Annotated in this window: 17 protein-coding genes and 1 pseudogene; 7 read left to right on the forward strand and 11 right to left on the reverse strand. The window is 63.3% G+C overall.

Features of this window, described 5'->3' with window-relative positions; translation table 11 throughout:
- Nucleotides 1-242: 242 nt before the first annotated feature.
- On the forward strand, nucleotides 243-1,112 hold the full coding sequence (locus tag RBRH_RS04905; protein ID WP_041753304.1) for a class I SAM-dependent methyltransferase: 870 nt from the start codon (nucleotides 243-245) through the stop codon (nucleotides 1,110-1,112).
- On the opposite strand, the gene RBRH_RS04910 is transcribed toward RBRH_RS04905, so the two are convergent.
- Both RBRH_RS04910 and RBRH_RS04915 read right to left on the reverse strand, forming a co-directional pair.
- On the reverse strand, nucleotides 1,113-1,682 hold the full coding sequence (locus tag RBRH_RS04910; RefSeq protein ID WP_041754173.1) for a DUF1415 domain-containing protein: 570 nt from the start codon (nucleotides 1,680-1,682) through the stop codon (nucleotides 1,113-1,115).
- Nucleotides 1,672-2,331 (reverse strand): TetR/AcrR family transcriptional regulator, encoded by a 660-nt coding sequence (locus RBRH_RS04915; RefSeq protein ID WP_013434897.1) that lies wholly within the window; start codon nucleotides 2,329-2,331, stop codon nucleotides 1,672-1,674. Before RBRH_RS04915 ends, RBRH_RS04910 begins: the two co-directional genes overlap by 11 nt.
- 286 nt (nucleotides 2,332-2,617) lie before the next feature.
- On the opposite strand from RBRH_RS04915, the gene RBRH_RS04920 reads away from it, so the two are divergent.
- Nucleotides 2,618-3,211: a nitroreductase family protein gene (locus RBRH_RS04920; protein ID WP_041753305.1), complete on the forward strand. Its 594-nt coding sequence runs from the start codon at nucleotides 2,618-2,620 to the stop codon at nucleotides 3,209-3,211.
- Nucleotides 3,212-3,320: 109 nt separating this feature from the next.
- Here the strand turns inward: RBRH_RS04920 and RBRH_RS04925 are convergent.
- Nucleotides 3,321-3,688, reverse strand: a pseudogene (locus RBRH_RS04925) (MFS transporter); the annotation flags it as partial.
- A 109-nt stretch (nucleotides 3,689-3,797) separates the two neighbouring features.
- Here RBRH_RS04925 and RBRH_RS04930 point away from each other — a divergent pair.
- Nucleotides 3,798-5,060, forward strand: coding sequence for an Hsp70 family protein (locus RBRH_RS04930; RefSeq protein ID WP_013434900.1), 1,263 nt, complete (start codon nucleotides 3,798-3,800; stop codon nucleotides 5,058-5,060).
- Nucleotides 5,061-5,134: 74 nt separating this feature from the next.
- Here the strand turns inward: RBRH_RS04930 and RBRH_RS04935 are convergent, their stop codons facing one another.
- Complete coding sequence (locus tag RBRH_RS04935; RefSeq protein ID WP_013434901.1) at nucleotides 5,135-5,338, reverse strand: cold-shock protein; 204 nt, start codon at nucleotides 5,336-5,338, stop codon at nucleotides 5,135-5,137.
- Nucleotides 5,339-5,875: 537 nt separating this feature from the next.
- Here RBRH_RS04935 and RBRH_RS04940 point away from each other — a divergent pair.
- Nucleotides 5,876-7,474: an APC family permease gene (locus RBRH_RS04940; RefSeq protein WP_041753310.1), complete on the forward strand. Its 1,599-nt coding sequence runs from the start codon at nucleotides 5,876-5,878 to the stop codon at nucleotides 7,472-7,474.
- An 89-nt stretch (nucleotides 7,475-7,563) separates the two neighbouring features.
- Here RBRH_RS04940 and RBRH_RS04945 read toward each other — a convergent pair whose 3' ends face one another.
- The 7 genes from RBRH_RS04945 to hemA all read right to left on the reverse strand — a co-directional run bounded on the left by RBRH_RS04945 (nucleotide 7,564) and on the right by hemA (nucleotide 14,280).
- Complete coding sequence (locus RBRH_RS04945; protein ID WP_013434904.1) at nucleotides 7,564-8,586, reverse strand: CopD family protein; 1,023 nt, start codon at nucleotides 8,584-8,586, stop codon at nucleotides 7,564-7,566.
- 402 nt (nucleotides 8,587-8,988) lie between these two features.
- Complete coding sequence (locus tag RBRH_RS04955) at nucleotides 8,989-9,765, reverse strand: DODA-type extradiol aromatic ring-opening family dioxygenase (RefSeq protein WP_041753313.1); 777 nt, start codon at nucleotides 9,763-9,765, stop codon at nucleotides 8,989-8,991.
- A 108-nt stretch (nucleotides 9,766-9,873) separates the two neighbouring features.
- Entirely contained in the window at nucleotides 9,874-10,476 is a 603-nt protein-coding gene (locus tag RBRH_RS04960) for a UbiX family flavin prenyltransferase (RefSeq protein WP_013434907.1), read from the reverse strand.
- Nucleotides 10,466-10,780 carry a Grx4 family monothiol glutaredoxin gene (gene grxD / locus RBRH_RS04965; RefSeq protein ID WP_013434908.1) on the reverse strand — a complete coding sequence of 105 codons (315 nt, stop codon included), beginning with the start codon at nucleotides 10,778-10,780 and terminating at the stop codon, nucleotides 10,466-10,468. Before grxD ends, RBRH_RS04960 begins: the two co-directional genes overlap by 11 nt.
- 75 nt (nucleotides 10,781-10,855) lie before the next feature.
- Complete coding sequence (gene prmC / locus RBRH_RS04970) at nucleotides 10,856-11,761, reverse strand: peptide chain release factor N(5)-glutamine methyltransferase (protein ID WP_041753315.1); 906 nt, start codon at nucleotides 11,759-11,761, stop codon at nucleotides 10,856-10,858.
- A gap of 7 nt (nucleotides 11,762-11,768) precedes the next feature.
- Nucleotides 11,769-12,851 carry a peptide chain release factor 1 gene (gene prfA / locus RBRH_RS04975; RefSeq protein ID WP_041753317.1) on the reverse strand — a complete coding sequence of 361 codons (1,083 nt, stop codon included), beginning with the start codon at nucleotides 12,849-12,851 and terminating at the stop codon, nucleotides 11,769-11,771.
- Nucleotides 12,852-12,945: 94 nt separating this feature from the next.
- Entirely contained in the window at nucleotides 12,946-14,280 is a 1,335-nt protein-coding gene (gene hemA / locus RBRH_RS04980) for a glutamyl-tRNA reductase (RefSeq protein WP_041753318.1), read from the reverse strand.
- 36 nt (nucleotides 14,281-14,316) lie between these two features.
- Here hemA and RBRH_RS04985 point away from each other — a divergent pair, with 36 nt between their 5' ends.
- The 3 genes from RBRH_RS04985 to RBRH_RS04995 all read left to right on the forward strand — a co-directional run bounded on the left by RBRH_RS04985 (nucleotide 14,317) and on the right by RBRH_RS04995 (nucleotide 16,636).
- Entirely contained in the window at nucleotides 14,317-14,541 is a 225-nt protein-coding gene (locus tag RBRH_RS04985; protein WP_013434912.1) for a hypothetical protein, read from the forward strand.
- Nucleotides 14,542-14,546: 5 nt separating this feature from the next.
- Nucleotides 14,547-16,367, forward strand: a complete 1,821-nt coding sequence (locus RBRH_RS04990; protein WP_041753321.1) for an aminopeptidase P family protein — start codon at nucleotides 14,547-14,549, stop codon at nucleotides 16,365-16,367.
- A gap of 71 nt (nucleotides 16,368-16,438) precedes the next feature.
- Entirely contained in the window at nucleotides 16,439-16,636 is a 198-nt protein-coding gene (locus tag RBRH_RS04995; RefSeq protein WP_157864351.1) for a hypothetical protein, read from the forward strand.

Consider the following 16,636-nt stretch of genomic DNA (forward strand, 5'->3'; position numbering starts at 1 on the left):
TTTCATCGCGCGCCTGGCAGGGCATCGAAGCGCCACATACCATAGCTTACGCATAAGCGGGCCAGTTTCGGCCGGATGGCGTCGCGGCTGCCATAGGCGATGGATCTCGGCGGTGCCGCAGGCTTTTTCGGTACACTGTCACCAATCGGCCGGTAGCACGGATTGTGCTACCGGCCGATTGGTGACAACTGTGCGCCACCGCGCTTGTCGGCGTGGCGCTTGAACCTGTGTTTCGACCTGCTATGTCCGAGAAGTATGACGTCCGCCCCGGCCAATCCATCGAATTGCTCAAGGAACTCCATATCCTGACGCGCGAGGGCAAGCTTAACCAGGACAGCCGGCGCAAGCTCAAGCAGGTCTACCATCTGTACCAATTCATCGAACCACTGCTCGCCGAATCGAAGCACCAGGGTCGCGACGTGACGCTGGTCGATCATGGTGCCGGCAAGTCGTACCTCGGTTTCATCCTGTACGATCTGTTTTTCAAGAACCTGGGCGACAACTCGCGCCTGTACGGTATTGAGACGCGCGACGAACTGGTGACCCAATCCGCCGACCTGGCCGCCCGGCTCGGGTTTCCTGGGATGGCGTTCCTGAAATTATCCGTAGCAGAATCGATCTCATCGGACCAACTGCCGTCAGCGGTGGACATCGTCACTGCGCTGCATGCTTGCAATACGGCGACCGACGATGCGATCCGCTTTGCGCTGGCCAAGCAGGCCCGCCATATCGTGCTGGTGCCATGCTGCCAGGCGGAGGTGGCGGCCGTATTGAGGCGCAACAAGGCGAAGGCGCTCGGACGCACCGCGCTGAGTGAGCTGTGGCGTCATCCGCTGCACACGCGCGAATTCGGCAGCCAGTTGACCAACGTGCTGCGCTGCCTGCAGTTGGAAGCGCATGGGTATCACGTTAGCGTGACCGAGCTGGTCGGCTGGGAACACTCGCTGAAAAACGAACTGATTATTGCCACGTACAAAAACCTGCCACGCCGCAAGCCGTCCGAGCGGCTGACGGCGATGTTGGCCGAACTCGGGCTGGAAGAACTCGCGCAACGTTTCTTCATCCCAGCGCTGGCCCGCGACAGCGAGCAGCGGATCGCCGATCCGGCGTGATCAACGACGCTCGTCGTGCGCCTCCAGCAGGCGGCGCCAGCCCGCGTGACCGAGTGCGCGCATCGTTTGCTCGTTGCGTTCGTAAATGTGCGCCGCATCTGGAAACGCATCAACAGCCCGCGTCACGCTGGCTTCCCGCAGCAGATGCAGGATCGGATACGGCGCACGGTTCGTATAGTTCTCGATGTCGTGCTCGCCGGTGCCGGCGAATTGGAACAGTGGGTGAAAGCTTGCGATCTGCACGCTGCCTTCCAGCGCGCGCCGACGCAAAAGCTTGTCCGCGCGTGGCAGGAAGTCGTTGAACGCGTAGAAGTCGGCAAATGCGTCCGGCAATATCAGCAACGTCGTATCGATCGATTGCGGATCCGCGTCGACCAGCGTTTGCAGTTCGACATCGAGTGCGGCCAGCACGTCGGCGGCGGTGCAGGCGTCGCTGACCGTGTAGCGGATCTGCTGCTTGACGTGGACGGCCTTCGCGAAAGGGCACAGATTCAGGCCAATGACGGCCCGTTCGAGCCATTGCACTGTGGCGCCGATGACGGCGGCGCGGCCCTGGCGTTTATCGTGCATCGGCATCACAGGGTGCGGTGGCCGCGTCGATCAATTGGGCGGCCAGGGCCGGCGCCGAGTCGATTATGTCGCAGCGCGGGTCGAAGGTCTGACTGGCGGTGTAGACGCCTTCAACGAGCAACGCAAGCGATGCACCGAGCCGTGCGGGCTCGTGTGCGCCGGCCTGTCGTGCCAGATCGGTCAGCCGTTCGAGCAACGCCGTCTTGTTACGGGCGACGATCTGGCGCGCCGGGTGGTCGCGGTCCGAAAACTCACACGATACGTTGACAAACGGACAACCCCGGTAGTCGGGTCGGCGCGCGCGCGCAGTCAAATCTTCAAAAAATTGCTTCAATTGGCGTGCCGGCTGCCCGGGATGTTGCGCGGTACTGCACTCGAACCGTTGCCAATACTCGGCGTCCATCCGGTTCAGGTACGCGACCACAAGCTCGTCTTTCGACGCGAACTGGCGGTACAGGCTCATTTTGTTGACGCCTGCTTGCTCGACAACTGCGTCGATGCCCACCGCACGTATGCCTTGAGCGTAGAACAGCCGCGCCGCCGCGTCGAGCAATTGTTGCTGTGCGTCGGCGCCTGCTGTTGGGGTGCGGCGATGCGTGCCGGCGGACGGCGTGCGCCCGTGCGGGGAGGGTTGATTGCTGCGACTCATGACTCTTCCTGCGCTGCACCGATACAGGAGGTCTGGCAGCGCAATACCATTCCTTGATATGTTACCGATCAGTCACTAAGATTGCAACTTCATGTTGCTGACCCGTAACATGAAGTTGCGGTCGAACCAACGGGACAGGCGCAGATGAATACAGCAGTGAAATGGATCGGCGGTCGCTTTCATCAATGTTCAACGGGCGCGGCACTACGCTGCAACGACCGGCCCGCTTTTCGGTATGCTTAGAGTTCTTCCCTGCTATGGTGACGATTCACGGCGAGACCTGACGATGACCCCCAAACCCGCCCCGACCGAAGTCGATATCCACCCGCTGCTCGCCGGGCGCTGGAGCCCGCGTGCCTATGCCGACAAGCCGGTGACGCGCGACATACAGCACCAAATTCTCGAGGCGGCGCGCTGGGCGCCGTCGTCATATAACTTGCAGCCCTGGCGTTTTATCGTCTTTGACAAGCATGCCGATGCGCCCACCTATGACCGTGCTTTTGTCACGCTCGTGCCGTTCAACCAGGGCTGGAGCAAGCCGGTGCCGGTGCTGATTGCCGTGCTGGCCAAGACCACCACGCCAAAGGGCGACACGAACCCCTGCGCGCAGTACGATACCGGCGCGGCGGCGATGGCGCTGGTGCTGCAGGCGCATGCGCTCGGCCTGTGCGCGCATCAGATGAGCGGCTTTGACGTCAATGCCTTCAAGCAAACCTTTCAGACTCCCGACGACGTGCTGCCGATTGCGATGATTGCGATTGGGCATCCGGGTGATCCCGCGCTGCTGGGTGAGGCGCTGCGGGAGCGCGAATGGGCGCCCCGCCAACGCTTGGCGGTCAGCGAGCTTGCGTTTGCCGGTGCATGGAACAAACCGTTCTGATTTTGTCATCGTCGGCCGCGGCGAGCATCGCGGCGACGCCGATCAGATAGCCGCCGAATACCGCTGCGCACTCGTGCGTATCGATTAGGCGACCGAGCAGCACGCCGGATATCGCATAGGTGAAAAAAATCGCGTTGTAGAAGAACGCTTGTGCAGCCATCAGCGCCAGCCCGACCAGCGAGCGGCGCCGATGCCGCACGAGTAGCGCGTGGCAGATTTCGCGCAGTGGCGTGTGGGGGCGCACCTTCAAGCGCAATGTTGGCAAGCCCTCGCAGTCGAGCATGACGCCGCGGCGACGAAACTGCTGCTCGATCGCCGTGACGATCGCATGGGCTTCGTCGGGCCGCCCATGCGTCAGCAGCCAGCGCGGGCTCTCCGGAATCCACATCCGCATGAGTAATACTAGCAACCCGAGTCGGCACCGATAAAAAAGCATAGACGCCACCCATAGTCCGGCGGCAGCAGCACGGGGTCCATGCAGCGACACAGGCTTTGCCTGCGGCGCTGCTTCGTGCTAAAAACCTGTCCCTTTCCGAGTTGGCGGTGTCAACCGTGAGTTCGCAGCTGGCCATCCCAGGAGCATCGAATGGACTATTGTGCAATTGATTTTGGCACGTCTAATTCTGCCGTCGCGCTGCCGGCGAGGGACGCCGCGCCGCATGGCGTCCGGCTAGCCCCGGTCGAGGACGACCATGCGACCCTGCCCACGGCCGTGTTTTTCAATCTGGACGAGGACATTCGTGTGTTCGGCCGGGCTGCGATCGAATCCTATATCGATGGCTATGACGGACGGCTGATGCGCTCGATGAAGAGCATTCTGGGCTCGCCGCTGGCCGAGCAGAGCACTGAATTAGGGGACGGCACTGCGGTGCGTTATCTGGATGTGATTGCGCTGTTCCTACATCATCTCAAGCAGTGTGCGGAGGCCGCTGCGGGTCGGCCGGTGGAGCGGGCGGTGTTGGGCCGTCCTGTATTCTTTGTCGACGACGATCCGCGGGCCGATCGTCTGGCGCAGGACCAGTTGAAAACAGCCGCCCATGCCGTGGGTTTTCGGTACATCGAGTTCCAGTTCGAGCCGATTGCCGCGGCGTTCGACTACGAGGCGCGGCTCGATGCCGAGAAGCTGGTGCTGTTCGCCGATATCGGCGGCGGTACGTCCGACTTCTCGCTGGTGCGGGTCGGGCCGGACCGGGCGCGAAAGCTCGAACGGCAAGCGGACGTGCTTGGCCACCACGGCGTGCACGTAGCCGGCACCGATTTCGATCGGCGCGTGGAACTGGTGGCGATCATGCGTGAGTTGGGCTATCAATCACTGGACGAACAGGGACGCGAGGTGCCGAATCGGATTTACTTCGACCTCGCGACTTGGCACCTGATCAACACCGTCTATGCACCCAAGCGAGTGGGCGAGCTGCGGCTGACCAAGTACGTTTATGCACAGCCCCGCTACCACGACCGATTGATGCGCGTCATCGATGCGCGGCTCGGCCATGCGCTGGCCGGGCTGGCTGAGCGCGCGAAGATCGGCGTGGCCGCGGGCGGTGACGCGACGCTCGACTTGTCCCAGGTCGAGCCCGAGCTGGCGGTGGTTTTTTCCGAGCCGGAACTGCTGGAGGTGGCGCAGGACGAGATCCGCCGGATCGCGAACGCGGCGCGCGACACGCTACGTCAGGCCGGCGTGCAGGCCGCCGATTTGGGGGCGGTGTACTTCACCGGGGGCTCAACCGGGTTGCGCTGCGTGACTGAGGCGATCGGCGACGCGTTTCCGCGGGCGGAAAAGGTCTTCGGTGATCGTCTGGCCAGCGTTGCCACCGGACTGGGGATCCACGCGCAGCGCCTGTTTGATTGACGCGCACACCGGATGAAAAAACCCCGCATAAAGCGGGGTTTTTTAATGGGCGCATCGCGCCAGGCGGGAGGGGCTTATGCCGCGCGAATATTCGCCGCTTGCTTGCCCTTCGGGCCCATCTTCACTTCGTACGTGACCTTTTGGTTTTCCTGGAGGGACTTAAAGCCATCCATGCGAATTTCGGAGAAATGCGCAAACAGGTCTTCACCACCGCCGTCCGGCGTAATGAAGCCAAAACCTTTGGCGTCGTTGAACCACTTGACGGTTCCGGTTTCCATAAAACAAATCCTTAAAAATGAATAAGAGCCGAGGCCCGATAGCGCATGAAATCAAGGAAGGGTGAGAGGAACTACCGAAGTACCGTCGTGGGAGACTACAGAGGAACAACCACCAACACTCGCCACTTGAAATCCTGCATGCACATTTATATTGCGAAAATCAGACCCGGTCAATGTTTTTTTCGCAAACTCAGTAGTTTCCCGGATGCGCTCTAACCGGGATTGCTTCGGATTCGTCTTTTCTGCCATTTCTCGCAACATCCCGCATCGCCATCAAAATGGGCATAGAGTTCGCTTTCTACGCCGCGGCTGGCGATTTATGTTAATCATTTGTCATTTGGTTGATGCCACGTGCAACGTTAATTCCGCGCTCGTCGGGTCGCCTCATGTTTCGTCGATTCGCAACTGATCGGCCAGTTGAAAGGTGCCATCGTTAAACTTCGCGCCGGTTGCAACCGACGCGTGACGCGTACTCACGAGACGTGCCAGCCGGAAACGGCACAGCGGTAAGGCGCGCTCATGTTCCTAGGAGATGTTGTGGATAGTTCGATCAAGCGAAACATCAGCCCCTTTGCGCTGATGTTGACCGGCTTGGGCTCGATCATCGGGTCGGGCTGGCTCTTCGGGGCCTGGAAGGCGGCAAAAATTGCAGGGCCGGCGGCAATCATTGCATGGATAATTGGGGCGGTGGTGATCCTGGCGATCGCGCTGACCTATGCGGAACTCGGTGCGATGTTCCCCGAGTCGGGCGGCATGGTCCGCTATGCCCGCTACTCCCATGGTTCGCTAGTCGGCTTCATCAGCGCGTGGGCTAACTGGATCGCGATCGTCTCCGTGATACCGATTGAGGCAGAGGCATCGATCCAATATATGAGCTCATGGCCTTATGATTGGGCCCATGCGCTGTTCGTGCACGGCGAGCTGACCTTACCCGGGCTCCTGCTGTCGGCTGTGCTCGTGATCGTGTACTTCCTGTTGAATTATTGGGGCGTAAAGCTGTTCGCGCACGCGAATTCGGCAATCACGATCTTTAAGTTTCTAATTCCAGGCGCCACCATTCTGGGCCTCGTGCTGACCGGCTTTCATACGGATAACTTCGCGACCGGTGCGACTGGACAGTTCGCGCCCTATGGCTGGTCGGCGGTGCTGACCGCAGTGGCCACCAGCGGCATTGTCTTCGCCTTCAATGGATTCCAAAGTCCGGTGAATCTGGCGGGCGAGGCGCGCAATCCGGATCGCAGCGTGCCGTTCGCCGTGGTCGGATCGATCCTGATCGCGCTAGTTATCTATGTGCTGCTGCAGGTCGCGTATATTGGCGCCATCAATCCGGCGGATGTCGCCAAGGGCTGGGATAAGCTGAACTTCAGTTCACCGTTTGCCGAGCTTGCGCTCGCCCTGAACCTGAATTGGCTCGCGATGCTGCTGTACATCGATGCGTTCGTGAGCCCCAGCGGCACCGGTACCACTTACATGGCGACGACGACCCGGATGATTTACGCGATGGAGCGCAACAACACGTTGCCCAAGATTTTCAGTAGCGTGCATCCGCTCTATGGGGTGCCGCGGCCCGCAATGTGGTTCAACCTGATCGTCTCGTTCATCTTCCTGCTCTTTTTTCGTGGCTGGAGCTCGCTGGCCGCGGTCATCTCGGTTGCCACGGTGATCTCGTACCTGACGGGGCCGATTAGCCTGATGGCGCTGCGCCGCACCAGCGGGGACATCGAACGGCCGCTGCGCATCCCCGGCATGGGCTTGATTGCGCCGTTTGCGTTTGTCTGTGCGTCGCTGATCCTGTATTGGGCAAAATGGCCGCTGACCGGCGAGATCATTCTGCTGATGGTCGTCGCGCTGCCGGTTTTCTTCTACTACCAAGCCAAGGCAGGCTGGAAAGGATTTTCTAAGGACTGGCGCTCAGCCTGGTGGATGGTCACCTACCTGCCGGTCATGGCGGTGCTGTCGTACATCGGCAGCAAGCCGTTCGGCGGGCTCGGCTACCTCCCCTATGGCTGGGACATGGCGGTCGTCGCGGTGACCTCGCTCGGGTTCTATCAGTGGGGGGTGTCTAGCGGCTGGCGCACCGCGTATCTGGACGAGCGGGAACAGCGCGAGGAAATCCTGGAAGGCGTCGGTATTTGAGCGTGGGGCATCGGTATCGGCGTGCCGTCGCGTGCATCGGCGTGGATTGACACCGAGGCACGCGTGCCGGCTCGCGCCGCTACACTGCGTTACGCCGGCGGCAGGTGCGATAGCGTCGCCGCCGCAATTAGCGCGGCCGCCAGCAGTGCTGACTTGACCCACAGTGTTCTGCCAAGATGGGCGGCCGTGACTGAATAACGCGGCGACAACGTATTGCTTTCTCCGCCATGAGCGCGTTGCGCATCGCGCAGCCGCGGCAACCATACAGCACGGTTCAGTATCCCGAGCAATGCGGCCGCCGCCACGATGACGAGCTTGGCGCCAAGCCATCGGCCATAGTAGGTGCCGGCCAGCGGGGCGGGTGCGTTGGCGCAGATCCAGGCGACGTTGTATAGGCCGGTGAGCGCGACCAACGCCAAGGCGATCGCCCACGCGCGGGACAGTCGTTCACAAAACGCCAGATGCCGCCCGCCGTCGGCGCGTGTCTGCAATGCGAACGTTGGCAACACGAATGCTGCGATGCTCACGCCGCCAGCCCATGCAGCGCTCGCTCCGACATGGACGCAGTACACGGCCTGCGTGAGGCTGAAGTCGCCCGCATCTGCCGCATGACTGGCCGCGGCCTTGCCTGCCGCATACAGCGCGAGGCCCAGCACCGTGATGCGCACCGGCCAACGGGGTGGGGCGCTGCCCGGCCCGGGGGGTGGGCCGCCTCGTGCTTGGCTGCCGCGCAACTGCACGCGCGAGGCGGCGAGTGCCACCGCGATACCGGCCGCCCCGGTCAGCCATGCGGCGCCGTCATGCGACTGTCGCAGCACAATGCCCAGCGCGGTGCTCAGTGTCGAGCCGCTCATCGTGGCGGCCTGCAGCCACAGGTACACCAACTGAGTGATGCCCAGCGCGCACAATGAAAACCATAGGATGGCCGGCAATCGGATGCCAGGCATGGCTTGCTTGATCGAGCCACGTAGTCGCAGCCGTGCGGCGTCGCGAGACGAAGCGAATACGGTGGCCAGCGTCGCGCCGCACAGTATCGAGCCTGCGGCGATCGCGAACAGCACGTCCTGGATGGCGGCGATGGTCATCTGCATGATGGACAGGGACGAGGTCATCGGGCCGCGCTCCGGTTGACGACCACGCGTGGGCGCGCTCGCGTAACGGCGATAGGCGAGGCATCGACGATGGGCGAAGCAACTTCACAGGTTGTGGCCGTGTTTTCGCGGGCGGCGACGGAAAGTGGATGCAATGCTTGGATAGTCATCAAGGCTGGAGCGCGGTCGGCGGGCTGCCCACCAAGCCACGGCGACCATCATCGCGGTGTGGGCAATGGCAGGATGGGGGCGGGTGGCAGGTGTCGGCGCCGGGTCCGCATATGTCGGGCAAAACGAGCGCCGATTATGCCATGCGTCGCGATGGGGCGATCGTGCGCGAAGCAGCCGCCTCAGCGCGACGATGACGCGGTGCGTGTCACGGGCTCGCATCCCGCAGGCCGCTGCCCCATTGCTTATGCGGCGCTACAGCACGTAATGGGTCATCGCCAGCGAGCGCTGATAGGTGCCTTGCGCGTGGATATCCAGCTTGTAGTCGTCGTCGGCTGCGCCCAGCACGGCAAACACAGGTAGCAGATGCTCGTCGCTCGGATGCATCGCCACGGCGTAGGGTGCCTGCTGCCGGTAGTCGAGCAAGGCGCCCAGATCATGCGTGGCCATCCTCGCTTCAAACCATCCGGTGAACTCAGCCACGTGCGGATCTGCATCACCGGGCCGTGCCGAGAAGTCCGCGGCCTGTAGATTGTGCGTGATTTGTCCGGAGCCGACGATCAGCACGCCGTCATCGCGCAGGGGCCTGAGCGCGTGCCCGACCCGATAGTGATGTGCCGGATCGCGGTGCGGCTGAATCGACATCTGCACCACCGGGATATCGGCCGCGGGATACAGCAACAGCAGCGGAACCCAGGCGCCGTGATCCAGCCCGCGTACGGCGCCGCTGGCCGCGATGCCAGCTTGCATCAGCAATTCGATGGCGCGCTGCGCGACGTCCGGTGCGCCGGGCGCATCATACGTCAGTTCGTACAGCGCGCGGGGGAAGCCATAGAAGTCGTGAAGGGTCTCTGGTGCCGTTGTGAGGCTGGCGACTGGCTCGGTGCTGGTCCAATGCGCGGACAACACGAGAATGGCGCGCGGACGCGGCCAGCGCGTGGCCAAGGCGGCGAACCCGACGCGCGGCATCGACGGGTCGATCGGCAGCGTCGGCGCGCCATGGGACAGGAAGACGGTAGGTAGACGGGGCATCGCAGCAGGCACGCATCTGGCGTGCAAAACAAGTCATACCGCGACTATAAGGGCGCGCGCCCGTCTAATAAATGCGACAGCGGGAAACGGATTGTGTCGTGCCGGTTGTCAATCCCGCGCCGGTGCCAGTCCCGTCCATGCCCGCGAGCGTGCTGCCGCGAGGCCGAACATATCTAGCGCGCGCGCGACGGTATCGGCCACCAATTCGTCGATCGTCGCGGGGCGGTGGTAGAACGCCGGCACCGGTGGGAACACAATGCCACCCATCTCAGTGACGGCCGTCATGTTGCGCAGATGCGCGAGATTGAGCGGCGTTTCGCGAACCATCAGCACAAGCCGGCGCCGCTCCTTCAGTGTGACATCGGCAGCCCGGGCAATTAGGTTGTCGGACAGGCCATGCGCGATGCTGGCCAGCGTTTTCATCGAGCACGGTGCCACGATCATGCCGTCCGTCTGAAACGAGCCGCTGGCGAGGGTTGCGCCGATGTCGCGCGGATTGTGCACGTAATGCGCCAACTGTTCGAGCGCCGCGCGCTCGATGCCTAATTCGTGTCGTACATTGAGCCAGCCGGCACTGGAGACGACCAGATGGCTTTCGACGCCGTCCAACTCACGCAGCGCGCGCAGCACGCCGGCGCCATAGGCGGCGCCGGTGGCGCCGGTGATCGCGACGATTAGCCGTCGTGTCGACGGCCGCGCGTCATGAGGCATTCGTGAACAACTGCTGCAATTCTCCGGACTGGTACATCTCCATCATGATGTCCGAGCCACCGACGAATTCACCGTTCACGTACAACTGCGGGATCGTGGGCCAGTTCGAGAACGTCTTGATGCCTTGCCGCACTGCCTCGTCCTCGAGGACATTGACCGTATGCACCGAATCGACGCCGCATGCCTTCAGGACCTGGATGGCTCGGCCGGAGAAGCCGCACATCGGGAATTGCGCGGTGCCCTTCATGAACAGCACGACCGGGTGGTCGCTAACGATTTGTTTGATGCGCTCTTGGGTATCCATGGCTGACCTTGCTTTAAATGCGGTTTGGATTAGATGATAGCGGATTTCGTCTGCCCGGGCCGGCGTTGCGGCCTGCTATCGGCTGCCGCAGGTGACGCGCTCGATGCCGGCCAGGTCTCGCACGGAGCGTACCGAGTCAAAGCCGTGCGCATCGAGCAGCGCGCGCACGGCTTCAGCCTGGTCGTACCCGTGTTCCAGCCAGAGTGTGGCGCCCGGCGCCAGCCACGCGACGGAACCGGTGACGATCGCGCGAATCGCGCTGAGCCCGTCTGCGTGGTCGGTCAGCGCGTCCAGCGGCTCAAAGCGCAGGTCGCCCTCGCGCAGATGCGGGTCCGACGCGGCGATATAGGGCGGATTGCTGACGATGGCGTCAAAGCGTGCCGGGGCGAGGCGATGCGGCTCGCTAAGCGCGTCGAACCAAGTGCCGTGGCGCAGTGCGAGACGGGGCTGCGTCGGTGTGCCCGACGTGACGAAATCATGACGCGCGGCCGATACCGGCAGTGCCGGCGCAAGCGCCGCGTCGCCGAGCAGGCGCCGCGCATTGCGCCGCGCGACGTCCAGCGCGCCAGCACAGCGATCCGTGGCGACGATCCGCGCATCCGGGCGCGTATGGGCGATCGCAATCGCGATGGCGCCGCTGCCAGTGCCAAGATCGAGTATGCGGGGGGACGGGATTGTCTGTACCGCGTTCAGCGCGCACTCAACCAGCAGCTCCGTCTCCGGACGCGGGATCAGCACGTGCGGCGTCACATCGAAGTCGAGCCCGAAGAATTCGCGCGAACCGACCAGTTGCGCGATCGGCTCGCCCTCGACTCGCCGGGCCTGCAACGCCAGAAAGCGCGCCGATAACGCGTTTGGCAGCGTGTCGTCAGCACGCGTGATCAGCGCGGTACGCGGCCAATCCAGCACGTGGGCGAGCAGAATCCGGGCTTCCAGCGGGGCCAGCGGCGAGTTTCGCAGCAGTTGCGCGACGCAAGTCATGATGCGCTTACTCGATCTCGCCCATCGCGGCGAGCAGCTCGGCCTGATGTTCCGAGACAAGCGCGTCGATGAGCGCGTCTAGGTCGCCGTCCATCATCTGTTCCAGCTTGTACAGCGTCACGTTGATCCGGTGGTCGGTCAGCCGGCCCTGCGGGAAATTGTAGGTGCGAATGCGCTCGGAGCGATCGCCCGAGCCCACGAGGCTTTTGCGGGTGGCGGCCTCCTTCGCATGCTGCTCCTGATATTGCTTGTCCTTAATGCGGGCGGCCAGCACCTTCATCGCGCGGTCCTTGTTTTTGTGCTGCGAGCGATCGTCCTGGCATTCCACTACGATGCCGGTTGGCAGGTGCGTGATGCGCACCGCCGAGTCGGTCTTGTTGATGTGCTGGCCGCCGGCGCCAGACGCGCGGAACGTGTCAATGCGCAAATCGGCTGGATTAAGCTCGATTTCGGCGATCTCGTCCGCTTCTGGCATCACGGCGACCGTGCAAGCCGACGTGTGGATACGCCCCTGCGTCTCGGTGGCCGGCACCCGCTGCACGCGATGCCCGCCTGACTCGAATTTGAGCCGCGAATAGGCGCCCTGGCCGATGATACGAACGATCACTTCCTTATAGCCGCCCAGGTCCGACGCGCTTTCCGACATCATCTCGACCTGCCAGCGATGGCGTTCCGCATAGCGCAGGTACATGCGCAGCAGATCGCCGGCGAATAGCGCGCTCTCGTCGCCGCCGGTGCCGGCGCGAATTTCCACAAAGATGTTGCGCTCGTCGTTCGGGTCCTTGGGCAGTAGCATTTTCTGCAAGTCGCGCTCCAGTTGCTCCATCCGGCTGCGCGCCGTATTAAGTTCGTCCTCCGCGAAATCCCGCATCGATGGATCGGTCAGCAATTCCTGAGCGGTCGCCTCATCGTTGCGCGCGGTTTTCCACTGCGCATATTGCTCGACCACTGGCGCGAGTTCCGCGTGCTCGCGGGTCAGCTTGCGGTACTGGTCGAGATCGGACGTGACATCTTCGCGCGAAAGTAGTTCGTTCAACTCCGGCAGTCGCTTGGTAAGCTGCTCCAGCTTGGCTTGCATACTCGGTTTCATCGGCGCATCTGGCAAAGGGTGCGAACGGGGTCGCGTTCAATGGAAAACGAAGGCACGCTCGACGATACGCGCGTGCCGGCGGGGGCGAGCGCCACTAACGCTCAGAGGGGCCGGCGTGCTGGTAGAAGCCGGACATCAGGTCGACCAGCTTGTCGCGATCGCCGCCGGCCGCGTGGGTCAGCGCATGCGTCGGACCATGGATGAACTTGTTGGTCAGCGCCTGCGACAGTGCCTCGAGCACGGCGGCGGGATCGTCGCCGCGTGCCAGCATTTTCTGAGCGCGCTCCAACTCCACGCGGCGCAGCCGGTCGGCTTGCGTGTGCATGTGACGGATCACCGGCACGATGCTGCGTTGCTCGAGCCAGTGCATAAAGGCTTGCACGCGTGTCTCGATAATCGCCTCGGCCTGCGCGACGGCGGCTTGCCGGATGGCATTGCTTTCCCGCACGATCGAGCCGAGGTCGTCCACCGTATAAAGGAACACGTCGTCCAGCTCGGCCACTTCGGGCTCGATGTCGCGCGGCACCGCCAGGTCCACCATGAACATTGGCCGGTGCTTGCGTGCCTTGAGCGCGCGCTCTACCGCGCCCAGGCCGATGAGCGGCAGGGTAGACGCGGTACATGACACGACGATGTCGAACTCGTGCAGCCGCGACGGCAGCTCGGCGAGCATGATCGCCTTGCCGCCGAAGCGCTCGGCTAGCTTGCTGCCGCGCTCCACGGTGCGGTTGGCGACGATCAGCTCACGCGGATTCTGCGCGGCGAAATGCGTCGCACACAACTCGATCATCTCGCCGGCACCGATGAACAACACGCGTTGCCCGGCGATGTTCTCGAAAATGCGTTGCGCCAACCGCACTGCCGCGGCAGCCATCGATACCGAATGCGCGCCGATCTCCGTCTGCCCGCGCACTTCCTTGGCCACCGCGAACGTACGCTGAAACAACTGGTTCAGGTAGGTACCGAGCGCACCGGCTTCCGACGCGGTACGCACGGCGTCCTTCATTTGGCCCAGGATCTGGGTTTCGCCGAGCACCATCGAGTCCAGGCCCGATGCCACTCGCATCGCATGGCGGACTGCTTCGGACTGCGGCAACGCGTAGATATGCGGGGCAAGCTTCTCGACCGAGATCCGGTGATAGCTCGACAGCCACGCGATCGCATGTTCGCGCGCGGCGCGGTCGTCGGTCGCACAGTAGAGTTCGGTCCGATTGCAGGTTGACAGTATCGCGGCCTCCGCCAGTGCTTGCTGTGCGTGCGCGATACGCGTGGCGGCACTGGGGGCCGCGATGTGTGCCTCATCGCGCCGCGCCCACGCGTCCTTAAGCGTGTGCAAGGCTGGCTTGATCTGCTCGAGCGGAAACGCCACGCGCTCGCGCAATGCGACCGGCGCGGTGTGGTGGTTGATCCCGATGGTGAGCAGGTGCATGGTTGCCGTCAAAAGTAGCCCATCATTATAACTTTTTTGGCCGTTGGCCACCCCCGGCTGCCGGCGCCATCCGGCACGCCGCACGGCGGCACTGCCCGCGCTTATCTCGGCGCGTTGGCCGCCGGTGCGGTTAAACTGGCCGGCAACGCGAGTGGGCTGTTCGAGGATGGCGAGGTGCTCGAATGGTCGCTGTGCGTGCTTGGCGCGATGACGGCCGTGGCCGTGACCGTCTCGCTTGGCTCACATCCTTTTTGCCGGTGAACTCAATGAACGCCCGACAAACCGCCGCCGATCAGGCGGTCTCCTTCCCCGAGCGGCTAGCGCGGCTGCGCGATGCGATGAAGCGTGCCGATCTGGCCGCGTATATCGTGCCGTCCGCTGATCCGCACTTGTCCGAGTACCTGCCGCAACGCTGGCAGGGCCGTGCGTGGCTGTCTGGCTTCACTGGCTCGGCGGGTCTGTTGGTCGTGACGTCGGACTTTGCGGGACTGTGGACCGACAGCCGTTACTGGGTGCAGGCTGCCGCGGAACTGGCCGACAGCGGCATCGAGTTGATGAGGATTCAGGCGGGGCAGACGCAGCCCCATGTGGACTGGCTCGCCACGCACCTGGAACCCGGTGCGCAGGTCGGCGTGGATGGCAGCACGCTGGGCCTGGCCGCCGCCCGTGTGTTGCAGGACGCGTTGCAGGCGGCTGGTGTGCAACTGCGCGCCGACGTGGACCTGCTCGAGCTAATCTGGGACGGCCGACCGACGCTGCCTGGGACGCCGGTGTACGAGCACGATCTTTCCTACGCGCCCGTGACCCGCGCGCAAAAGCTCGACCAGTTGCGCAGCGCGATGCGCGACAACGGTGCGGATTGGCATTTCGTCTCCACGTTGGATGACATCGCATGGATTTTCAACCTGCGCGGCGCCGACGTGAGCTACAACCCGGTCTTTGTCGCGCACGCGTTAATTGGGCCGCAGCACGCGACGCTGTACGTGGCCGACGGCAAGATCGACGCGATGTTGCGCGAGCGGTTGGCGCAAGACGGCGTGCGCGTTGCCCCCTACAGGGATGCGCCGGCGGCGCTAGCCGCGATTGAGCCCGATAGCACGCTGCTGATCGATCCGCGCCGCGTCACGTATGGGTTGATGCAAGCCGTGCAGCCTGGTGTGAAACTCGTCGAGGCGGTGAATCCGTCGACCTTCGCAAAGTCGCGCAAGACGCAAGCGGAAGCCGTCCATGTGCGCGCGACGATGGAGCAGGACGGCGCTGCGCTTGCGGAATTTTTTGCGTGGTTTGAACAGGCACTCGGGCGCGAGCGCCTCACCGAATTGACAATCGACGAAAAGCTTACCGCCGCGCGAGCACGCCGCCCCGGCTTCGTGTCCCTTAGCTTTCCGACGATCGCCGCGTTCAACGCCAATGGCGCGATGCCGCACTATCGCGCGACGCCGCAGTCGCATGCACTAATCGAGGGCGACGGTCTGCTGTTGATCGACTCCGGCGGCCAGTATCTGGGCGGCACCACCGATATCACACGCGTTGTGCCGGTGGGCCGGACCCGCGCCGAGCAGCGGCGCGATTTCACGCTGGTGCTCAAGGGCATGATTGCGTTGTCGCGCACGACGTTTCCGCGGGGCGTGCGCTCGCCGATGCTGGACGCAATCGCACGGGCGCCGATTTGGGACGCATGCATGGACTTTGGACACGGCACGGGCCATGGGGTCGGCTACTTCCTGAACGTGCATGAAGGACCGCAGGTGATTTCGCACTACGCGCCGGCCGAGTCCTACACGGCGATGGAAAAAGGCATGATTACGTCGAACGAGCCTGGTATTTACCGTCCCGGCCAGTGGGGCATCCGCATCGAAAACTTGCTGTTGAGCCAGCCGGCGCGCACGAGCGAGTTCGGTGAGTTCCTCTGCTTTGAGACGTTGACGCTGTGTCCGATCGATACCCGTTGCATCGAGCGGTCGTTGCTGCGTGAAGACGAAGTGGCCTGGCTCAATGCTTATCACGCGCAAGTGCGTGAGCGGGTCGGCAAGCATCTGAGCAGCGACGCGAAGGCGTGGCTCGAGACCCGCACCGCGGCAATCTAACGCTACATCGCGATTTCCGGGCGTCTGAAGCCGGCCAAGCCGGAACCGCGGATCTTCCGGTTGACCGCGCCGTGTCCCACCCGCATCTGCCGGACATCCAGCTGGGTGAAATCGCCTTCATCGACGACAACCAGTACAACGCGCAGGCGGCCGACGCGATTGGCTGGCGCGGCGCGCATCACATGGATGCCGCATCGACGCGCCAACGCCTGCGCCAATTGGGCAACTGGGGCTGCCGATCTGAGCCGCACAAGCGGCCCGCGATCTGA

Origin of the sequence: Mycetohabitans rhizoxinica HKI 454 (assembly GCF_000198775.1) — a bacterium.
GTDB classification, from domain to species: domain Bacteria; phylum Pseudomonadota; class Gammaproteobacteria; order Burkholderiales; family Burkholderiaceae; genus Mycetohabitans; species Mycetohabitans rhizoxinica.